An 8,814-nucleotide genomic window follows, 5' to 3' on the forward strand; every position below is an offset into this window, starting at 1 on the left:
GCATCTAAGCCATCGTTTAGATACGTTATTTAGTCACAGATACGTCGTTTAGACCTAGACACGTCGTTTAGATATAGCGTCCTACATGTCCCACGGAGAATTTGCACCATGATGAGAATCCTGCTTTTTCTGGGAACCAACCTGGCGGTTATCATCGTCGCCAGCATCACCCTGCGCCTGCTCGGGGTGGAGAGCTATCTGCGTGGGCAGGGCATCAACTTTACCAGCCTGCTGATTTTCTGCTTTATCTTCGGCATGGCGGGTTCGACGATCTCGCTGTTCATCTCCAAGTGGATGGCCAAACGCAGCACCGGCACGGTCGTCATCGAGACGCCTTCCAATTCCACTGAAAAGTGGCTGATGGACACCGTGGCCGAGTTGGCCCGCGAGGCGGGGATCAAGACCCCGGAAGTGGGTATATTTCCCGCCCAGCAGTCCAATGCCTTCGCTACCGGCTGGAACAAGGATGACGCCCTGGTGGCGGTCTCCGCGGGCCTGCTCAACCGCATGCGCCCCGACGAAGTGCGCGCGGTGCTGGCCCACGAAATCGGTCACGTGGCCAACGGCGACATGGTGACACTGGCGCTGATTCAGGGCGTGCTCAATACCTTCGTGATGTTCTTCGCCCGTGTGGTGGCTCATTTGGTGGACAACTTTCTGCGCAGTCGCAGCGAAGGCGGAGGCTTGGGGTTTATCGGCTATTTCGCGGTGGTTATCGTGGCGGAAATCGTCTTCGGCCTGATCGCCTCGATCATAGTCGCCTGGTTCTCGCGCTTTCGCGAATACCGCGCCGACTCCGCGGGGGCGCGTCTGGCGGGCACCGGCGCCATGGTCAACGCTCTGGCACGCCTGAAAGCGGAAACCCAGATGCCCGACGAGATGCCGGACACCCTGACCGCCTTCGCCATCACCACCGGCCAGACCCGCAAGATCATGGAGCGCCTTTTTGCCAGCCACCCACCGCTGGATGATCGTATTCGTGCCTTGAAAGAAGCCGCCTATCGTCAATAAGCACTATCAGCCACGTTGGTTGCCCGCCGTTCCCTGAGGATAAAGCCTGCTTATGCGGGCTTTATTTTTGTTCGTTGACTTGAAATCCCGCGGCTTGCAGCAGTGGCGCCAGACTCAGGGCATCACCGTTCAGATTCACTTTCAGGGTGGAGAATTCGCGGCGTAGTGGATATTCCGCCCGGCAGCGATCAAAACCCAGCGTGATCCCTTCCTCATGCATCTGCCGCCACAGGCGGTCATGGTCTTTGCGCACGTCATATACCGCACGGACACACAGTCTGAGCGCGTCTTCGGCGTCCAATGCCTGCGTCAGGCTGAGCTCGGCAAGCGCCGGTGGCGGTAACAGAGCGTCCAGGCTCAGCGGTGTGCAGCCTGTCTTGGCGGCAAGCGCTGCGTGAATCATCCAGCTGCCGCGCAGCTTGCCATCCAGGCTGTAACCGGCGATATGCGGTGTGGCCAGCGCCGCCAGGTCACGCAGCCCGGCATCGATGCCGGGTTCGTGTTCCCACACATCCAGTACCGCACTGACACTGCCTCTACCTACCAAGCATTGGCGAAGCGCCAACCCGTCGATACAATCACCACGCCCGGCATTGAGCACAATGCTTCCCGGCGCCAGCGCGGCGAGCTCCTGGGCACCCAGTAGATGCTGGGTAGCATGTCGGCCATGTTTTACCAATGGCGTATGCAGGCAAATCATATCGCACTGTTCGAGCAAGGTACCCAAGCGGTCATAACCGTCTTCACCTTCTTTCTCCGCCCGGGGCGGGTCACAGGCTAGCGTCGCCACACCCATGGCTTGCAAGCGCGAACGTAGCCGGCTACCGACGTTACCCACTCCGACGATGCCGACACAGCGCGCTCTCAGCTGCCAGCCTCCCCGCTCGGCCAAGGTCAAAAGGCTCGAAAGCACGTAATCCACCACCGCCTCGGCATTGCATCCGGGCGCGCTGGCAAAAGCGATATCCCGCGCTTTGAGGGCGTCGAGATCGATATGATCGGTACCGATGGTGCAGGTTCCCACGAAGCTGAGCGCACTGTTCGCTATCAGATCCGCATTCACCGGGGTGACCGAGCGCACGATCAATGCATCCGCATCGCGCACATCCGCCGGGGTTATCTCACGCCCAGGCAAACGCCGCATCTCTCCGAAAAAGCCGAAACAGCGTTCAGCCGCCGGCACATTGGCATCGACAACGATTTTCACGGACGATTCCTTGTAGTTTCTTAGCCGTAAATTGACGGTTGTGAATAGGCTTTGGCGCTGGTCGGCTTTACAATAGGCCCGCTTTTCACCTACCCCTGCCCGGAGACATTTTGTGATCGTACGCTGGGAAACCGACCACGACTATGTGCTGGTGCATATCCATCAGGACATGTTCGGGGACTGGATATTCAGCCGCGCTTGGGGCCAGATCGGCACCCAGTACGGCGGGCTGAAACATCAACTGGCCGAGCATCACGGCCAAGCCAGGATGTGGCTGGAAGACGAAACCACCATCCAGGCCTCGCGTGGCTTTCGCAAGGTGCTGGATGTGGATGACGATAGCCCCGAGGGTGTCGTGGCCATGCGCCAGCTATCGTTGCTGGACATGCTCTAGCTAGTGCCCATCCAGAAACATACATTTTCAGCCAATTCAGCTCGACCCTGGAAATGGAAGCGGCGCTGAGTGCCGTCAATAACGTGACGACGGCTGAATAACGCTCAGTCTGGCTGTCATTTGAGCAGTCAGCCCAACGTCAGGCCACGGGTATATCTTGCATGGCCACCCCATGCGTTCCTTTGATAGGTTTTCAGCCCGAACCTGGGAATTAATCCGGCCCGAGTCGCGCCAACCTTACCAGGTTGTAGCTCAGAGCCGAGGCCCAGACAAACGCCTTGAAGCCATCATGACCTTTCCACTTCGCCTTCGCAGCGCCGAAGGCTCTTTTCAGCTCCGAGATATTGCCTTCGACGCCGGCTCGAAAATGACGTAAGGCGTTAAAGGTCTTCGACTTGACGCCCATGGCGGTGAGCGATACGCCCACGGGCTTGTGAAATACAACGTGCTTAAGGCCCATGGCGCGCCCAGCCGCGACATTTGCCTGGCTGGCGTAGCCGCCATCCGCGACTACAGCGCAAGGCAGCTTGCCCAGAACGGATCGATGAAAATCCAGTATCGGCAGAAACAGCGTTTTATCGCCCGGATTCCCCTCTTCGATGGTCAACGCGGTGATAAAGCCGCTCACTTCACTGCTCAGATTGATTTTATGGCCGTACTGCACGTCGCGGAATCCCTTGACGATGATATCGGTATGCGGCTCGAACAGGCTGACGAGCTTGTCCGAGGAGGGCACCCGTTCGCCCTGGATGACACGACGTTCGGTCTGCTCGATTACGCGCGACATCAGCTCCCTGTAATGCGCCAACGCGTCCAGCCATTTCTGTTGAGCCGCTGAGCCATCCCCGCCTTCGAGCACCTGCCGTTGCCCGCGATCCGCCTGTTTCAATACTAGCCGTGCGATCTTCAGCAGGTCGGGATAGAGCTCATCCTTGGCCGCCTTTTTCGCATTGAATATCCGAAACGCCAATGATTTTGACGCCTTACGCTTGTCCGTAAAGCGGATTTTCAGGCCGGTGTCGGCGTTGCTTTTTGCCAGCAGACGACTGATCACACGAACGCCGTCATTCAGCAACTGGCTGTCACTGGGTGGGGCGATGTGGCTGGCCACCACGGTACTGTCGATACGCAGTTTATCCATGGAAAGGACACCCTCGCGCATCAGGTTTCGGGTCAATGCCTGGTCCTGGTGCGCCTGCTCCAGCGTTTCCGGCGTGATGCGGCGGATCGTGGACTGCAGGCAAGACCGGCTGGGCGACAACTGAGCCGGCAATCGGGTGAAGGTTCGGTAGGTCACCGAATCCGACAGATGAAACGCCAGTTGTTCATAGCTGCATCCCAGTTGCTGCCTTAACACCAGGCAACGCAGGACACTCTCTGCGCTGAGACCGGTTCGCCCCACGGCTGATACGGACGCATCGATTAAATCGGCGGCCACCAGATTCAGAATCTCGGGCTGCCTATCCAGGACTTCCGACAGCTTCTGGAGCTTTATGCCGTACTCGTGATTCGAGTAATGTTCGAATATACTGGCCTGAGCATGGCGAGTCTCTCGCATGCGGGATCCTCTTGGTTGTTGGCTGTTTTTGGTTCGCACTTTAAACATACCAGAGCCAAGAGGGTTTTTATCTCTTCTCAGAATTTTTACCAGAAAATCATGTAGTTGTTAGTTTCTGGATGGGCACTAGCTAGCCCAGAAACCGCCGCCCATTGCGCTGATACGCGGCTTTGGGCGAAGGTGCCGGCACCGGGCCGGTAAGCGTTGCCAGCGCCACTTCATCCAGCCAGCCACGTACCTTCAACCATTCGCTCAGGCGTTCCAGCTCGAATCCCCGATCCAGCTCTTTTCCCGCCTCGTCGATCACCACTGGAATACGCACGCCGTAGCGTTCCATCAAGGCCGCGTCGTCGCTGATTTCGATGTGCGACAGCACGACCTCGTCGTTGGCCAGGGTATGAATCAAGGCTTCCAACTGTTCGCACAGATGGCAGCCCAGGGTGGTGTAAAGGCGAAGTTGGATCACGCAGCCTCCCGATGGCGCAGCAGGAATACATGGTGCAAGTTGGTGCGGCGCTGGAAGTCGGGATCGAAACTTTTCGCCGAAATATCCTCCACCTGGTAACGCTCAGCCACCGCGCCATCTAGCTTGAAACGGCGCTGGTTGTTGGAAAACACCAAGGTACCGCCGGGGGCCAAACGGGCCATGGCCAAGTCCAGCAAGCGCGGATGATCGCGCTGGATATCCAAGGTTTCCTGCATCTTCTTGGAATTGGAAAACGTCGGCGGGTCCAGAAAGATCAGGTCGAATTGGGTAGAGGCGGTTTCCAGCCAGTGAAAACAGTCCTCCCGCACCAGGCGGTGCTGGGCAGGGTCCAGATCATTCAGAACGAAGTTGTCCCGCGCCCAGTCCAGATAAGTATTGGACATGTCCACACTGACGCTATCGCTGGCACCCCCCAGCGCAGCCTGCACCGTGGCGGTGGCGGTGTAGCAGAAAAGGTTGAGAAACCGCTTGCCGCTGGCCATTTCTTGCAGCATGCGACGCACCGGGCGGTGATCGAGAAACAGGCCGGTATCCAGATAATCGCGCAAGTTCACCCACAGCAGGGCATCCCCCTCACGCACTTCGAAACGCTCGCCACTGGCGCCGCGCTTTTGATACTGAGCCTTGCCTGTCTGGCGCTCACGCTGTTTGACGTAAATCCTGCCGGCATCCACCCCCAAGGCTTCAGGCAACACTTCCAGGGCGTCGTAGAGGCGCTTTTGCGCTTGAGCGGGATTGACCGAGCGTGGCGGTGCGTATTCCTGCACATGGACACGGTCGAGATAGCAGTCAATCGCCAAAGCGTATTCAGGCATGTCGGCGTCATACAGGCGGTAGCAAGTCTCACCGCTTTGCTTGAGCCATTTCTTCAGCCGTTTCTGATTCTTGCGCAAGCGGTTGGCAAACATCTGGGCGCCTTCGCCTGGCTCTGCAGCGCTTGCATCTATCTCTGTAGCGTTTTCTTCTGTAGCGCTTTCTCCGACCTGTTTAGCATTCTCCCCTACCTCGCCTTGAGTTTCTTCCGCTGTTTTTTGAGAAGCTTCTTTCATTCCCTCATTCAGGTTTTCATTCACACCTTGCGGTGTGCTTTTTGACGAGGTTTGCGCGGCCTGCTCAGCGGTGTCGGGGATATTCATGAGCAACAGCTTGGCATCCAAAGGCCCGTTCTTTAGGGCGTACTGTTTGTGGGCACGCAAGCCGAGGCGATGCCCCAGGTCAGGGTTACCGGTGAATAGCGCAAGGGTCCAGCCGGGAAATTCTGCCTTGACGCGCTCACCCAGTTTTGCATAAAGCGTGACCAGCTCGGGCAATTCACCCAAGCGTTCACCATAGGGCGGGTTGGTAATCACCAGTCCGCGGTCAGTATCTTCCAGGGAAGCGGGACGCTGAAGCTGCGTCAGGCTTGCCCCTTCAAAATGGATCAAGGCAGGTATGCCTGCGCGCATGGCGTTAGCATTGGCGGCTGAAAGTGCCGTCGGGCTCTGATCGAACCCGAATAACCGGGACTTGCAGCGCTTGCGCCCCAGGCTGGCGCGCTCTTCGGCCTGTTTCTTGACGTCTAGCCAGACAGGTTCCTGATGCCCGGCCCAACCATGAAAACCAAAACGCTGGCGAGCCAGGTTAGGGGCGACATCCGCCGCCATCATTGCCGCTTCGATCGCCAAGGTGCCGGCACCACATAGTGGGTCGAGCATGGCTTCCCCCGCCTCGGCCCGCTTGGGCCAGCCAGCTCTTACCAACAAGGCGGCGGCAAGGTTCTCCTTCAGCGGCGCATGACCCACTTCACGGCGATAGCCACGCCGGTGCAGGCTTTCGCCGGAAAGATCTATCCCCAGGGTCAGGTTGGCCCGGTGCAGGTTGGCGTAAAGGCGCAGGTCCGGCATTTTCAGGTCGATATCGGGGCGCGGTTGGCCGGCCAGTTGCAGGGCATCCACCACGCCGTCCTTGACGGTCTGAGCGCCGAAACGGGTATGGCGAATCTGGTCGCTGCGCCCGTGAAAGTCCACTGCAAGGGTGCGGCCCGGCAATACATGTTGCGCCCAGTTCAAGGTCGCGGTTGCCATGCGTAGCTGTTCCGGGGACTCCACCATCGATTCTCGCACCAGACACAGGATGATGCGGTTGGCTAACCGGGACCACAGGCAGACGCGGTATGCCGTTTCCAGGCTAGCGGTAAAATAAACGCCGGCTACGGTGGTTTTTCCAGGCGTGGCGCCCAGGTCGGTGAGTTCATCGGCCAGCAGAAGTTCGATGCCTTTGGGGCAGCTCGCCAGCAGGTTCAGGGGGGCTTCGTGGGTCGGCTCGGTCATGGTATGTGCGGCGGCTCGGCGCCCTATTCCTATTTATAACGATTAAGTTTACGTCTTATGACAATTTGGGGGTCGACAAAGGGGACCATAATGAGCTAACAATAACAGGGTAGCTACACAAAACGCATGCGTTCCTTGTCACGGTGACGGCATAGTTACCGCTGGCCAAAACAGGTACTTCATAGCCGGTCATCTCCGCTAGTACAGGTACCTTCTCTTGAAAGATAGCTCTTGATGTTGAAATAAAAGCAGTAGCAGAGACAGTGCTTCAAAAACCACAGCACGTCGAAACAGGCTTTTATTTTTTTAAAAAACGGCTTTCATGATAAGAGGTTAGCCAATGAAACGACAAAAACGTGATCGCTTTCAGCGTGCTTATGTTCATGGTTACAAGGCAGGGCTTACCGGTCGCTCCCGTGATGACTGCCCCAGTCAAGAGGTCAATCTTCGCGAATACTGGATGAGCGGCTGGCGTGAAGGTCGGGGAGATCAGTGGGATGGAATGACCGGCGTTTCCGGTATTCATAAAAATCCCATGGTCATGTAACCGATTCAGCCACCTTTCACATTTTCATTGGTTCCATGACTGGTTGAGCTGTGCACCTAGCCCGCGTTTTCCGCGGGCTTTTTGATGGCATCAGCTCCCCTGACCGCCTCTTTCAGCCAATGCCTTGGCGCACTCCTGAACAAGTTTGGGGCCACGATAAATCAAGCCGGAATACAGTTGTACTAGATCCGCACCGGCATCCCGCTTGGCTATCGCCGCTTCTTCGCTATCGATCCCACCCACGCCGATGATCGGAAGTGTCGGCAAGTGGCGCCTCAGTTCACGAATGACCGTATTGGATGCCTCGAACACCGGCCGCCCGGATAACCCGCCCTGCTCTTGCGCATGCTCCAGGCCGAGCACCGCCTCGCGTGACACAGTGGTATTGGTGGCAATCACGCCGTCCAGGGCATTATCACGAATACTTTCCGAGACCAACTCGACTTCTTCCGGCGTCATGTCCGGAGCGATCTTGATAACCAGAGGCACACGCCGCGCGCTTTGCTGATCCAGCCGGGTGGCTTGTTCACGCAGCGGCCCCAACAGCGCATTGAGTTGCTCACCAAACTGCAGGGTGCGCAACCCAGGGGTATTGGGGGATGAAATGTTCACGGTGATATAATCCGCCACATCATGCACCTGATTCAAGCACGTCAGGTAATCATCCAGAGCGCTTTCCACCGGCGTGGCCAGGTTCTTGCCGATATTGATACCCACCACCCCGGTATAGCGGTGCTTTGTCACCTGGGCGACCAGATGCGCCACGCCGGCGTTATTGAAGCCCATCCGGTTGATGATGGCGCCCTGCTCGGGCAGTCGAAACATGCGCGGCTTGGGATTGCCTGCCTGCGCCTTGGGGGTCACGGTGCCTACTTCGACGAAACCGAACCCCAGGGCTCCGAGTGCATCCAGATGGTCGGCATTCTTGTCGAGCCCCGCCGCCAGACCTACCCGGTTGGGAAAAGTAAGCCCCATCAAGGTGACCGGGTCTGTGATTGCCTTGCCTGCCAGACGCTGCACCAAACGCAGCTGATGCAGCCGATCCAAGGCACTCAGGGTTCTGTCATGAGCGGTTTCCGGATCCAGGCGAAACAACAGCGAACGGGCCAATGCGTACATAAATGCTCCAAAGCAGGCGGGCGACAAATAACGATGCGCGGCGAGTATAGCGTAAAGCCGCTATCGGGTCGGAGGGGAGCTAGTCCCCGTCCGCCCACACCACCTGGCATACGGGTCCCGTACCAAGGCGGTTGGTCAAGTGTTAGCAAACCGTTTCATATAGAAACTTACACCACGAAAGC

Annotated in this window: 8 protein-coding genes; 3 read left to right on the forward strand and 5 right to left on the reverse strand. The window is 57.8% G+C overall.

Annotation, left to right across the window (positions count from 1 at the left end):
- Window positions 1–108: 108 nt before the first annotated feature.
- Window positions 109–1,011, forward strand: a complete 903-nt coding sequence (htpX, locus tag DU506_RS11730) for a protease HtpX (protein WP_114487107.1) — start codon at window positions 109–111, stop codon at window positions 1,009–1,011.
- Window positions 1,012–1,072: 61 nt separating this feature from the next.
- Here the strand turns inward: htpX and pdxB are convergent, their stop codons facing one another.
- Window positions 1,073–2,218, reverse strand: coding sequence for a 4-phosphoerythronate dehydrogenase PdxB (pdxB, locus tag DU506_RS11735; protein WP_114487108.1), 1,146 nt, complete (start codon window positions 2,216–2,218; stop codon window positions 1,073–1,075).
- A 112-nt stretch (window positions 2,219–2,330) separates the two neighbouring features.
- Here pdxB and DU506_RS11740 point away from each other — a divergent pair, with 112 nt between their 5' ends.
- Window positions 2,331–2,612, forward strand: a complete 282-nt coding sequence (locus tag DU506_RS11740; RefSeq protein WP_114487109.1) for a hypothetical protein — start codon at window positions 2,331–2,333, stop codon at window positions 2,610–2,612.
- A 211-nt stretch (window positions 2,613–2,823) separates the two neighbouring features.
- Here DU506_RS11740 and DU506_RS11745 read toward each other — a convergent pair whose 3' ends face one another.
- The 3 genes from DU506_RS11745 to rlmKL form a co-directional block, all read right to left on the reverse strand.
- Entirely contained in the window at window positions 2,824–4,170 is a 1,347-nt protein-coding gene (locus tag DU506_RS11745; RefSeq protein ID WP_114487110.1) for an ISNCY family transposase, read from the reverse strand.
- Window positions 4,171–4,300: 130 nt separating this feature from the next.
- Complete coding sequence (locus DU506_RS11750; RefSeq protein WP_114487111.1) at window positions 4,301–4,636, reverse strand: glutaredoxin family protein; 336 nt, start codon at window positions 4,634–4,636, stop codon at window positions 4,301–4,303.
- On the reverse strand, window positions 4,633–6,966 hold the full coding sequence (rlmKL, locus tag DU506_RS11755; protein WP_114487112.1) for a bifunctional 23S rRNA (guanine(2069)-N(7))-methyltransferase RlmK/23S rRNA (guanine(2445)-N(2))-methyltransferase RlmL: 2,334 nt from the start codon (window positions 6,964–6,966) through the stop codon (window positions 4,633–4,635). The genes DU506_RS11750 and rlmKL overlap by 4 nt, the downstream gene beginning before the upstream one ends.
- 340 nt (window positions 6,967–7,306) lie before the next feature.
- Between rlmKL and rmf the strand changes: the two genes are divergently transcribed.
- Entirely contained in the window at window positions 7,307–7,513 is a 207-nt protein-coding gene (gene rmf / locus DU506_RS11760; protein ID WP_114487113.1) for a ribosome modulation factor, read from the forward strand.
- 90 nt (window positions 7,514–7,603) lie between these two features.
- On the opposite strand, the gene DU506_RS11765 is transcribed toward rmf, so the two are convergent.
- Complete coding sequence (locus DU506_RS11765) at window positions 7,604–8,632, reverse strand: quinone-dependent dihydroorotate dehydrogenase (RefSeq protein WP_114487114.1); 1,029 nt, start codon at window positions 8,630–8,632, stop codon at window positions 7,604–7,606.
- Between the last annotated feature and the right edge of the window lie 182 nt (window positions 8,633–8,814).

Source organism: Vreelandella rituensis, from assembly GCF_003336665.1.
GTDB classification, from domain to species: domain Bacteria; phylum Pseudomonadota; class Gammaproteobacteria; order Pseudomonadales; family Halomonadaceae; genus Vreelandella; species Vreelandella rituensis.

What these genes read in the sequence shown, in the direction of transcription:
- htpX (WP_114487107.1), top strand. Translation starts at nt 109, where the DNA reads ATGATGAGAATCCTGCTTTTTCTGGGAACCAACCTGGCGGTTATCATC.
- DU506_RS11745 (WP_114487110.1), bottom strand. Translation starts at nt 4,170, where the DNA reads ATGCGAGAGACTCGCCATGCTCAGGCCAGTATATTCGAACATTACTCG.
- rlmKL (WP_114487112.1), bottom strand. Translation starts at nt 6,966, where the DNA reads ATGACCGAGCCGACCCACGAAGCCCCCCTGAACCTGCTGGCGAGCTGC.
- rmf (WP_114487113.1), top strand. Translation starts at nt 7,307, where the DNA reads ATGAAACGACAAAAACGTGATCGCTTTCAGCGTGCTTATGTTCATGGT.
- DU506_RS11765 (WP_114487114.1), bottom strand. Translation starts at nt 8,632, where the DNA reads ATGTACGCATTGGCCCGTTCGCTGTTGTTTCGCCTGGATCCGGAAACC.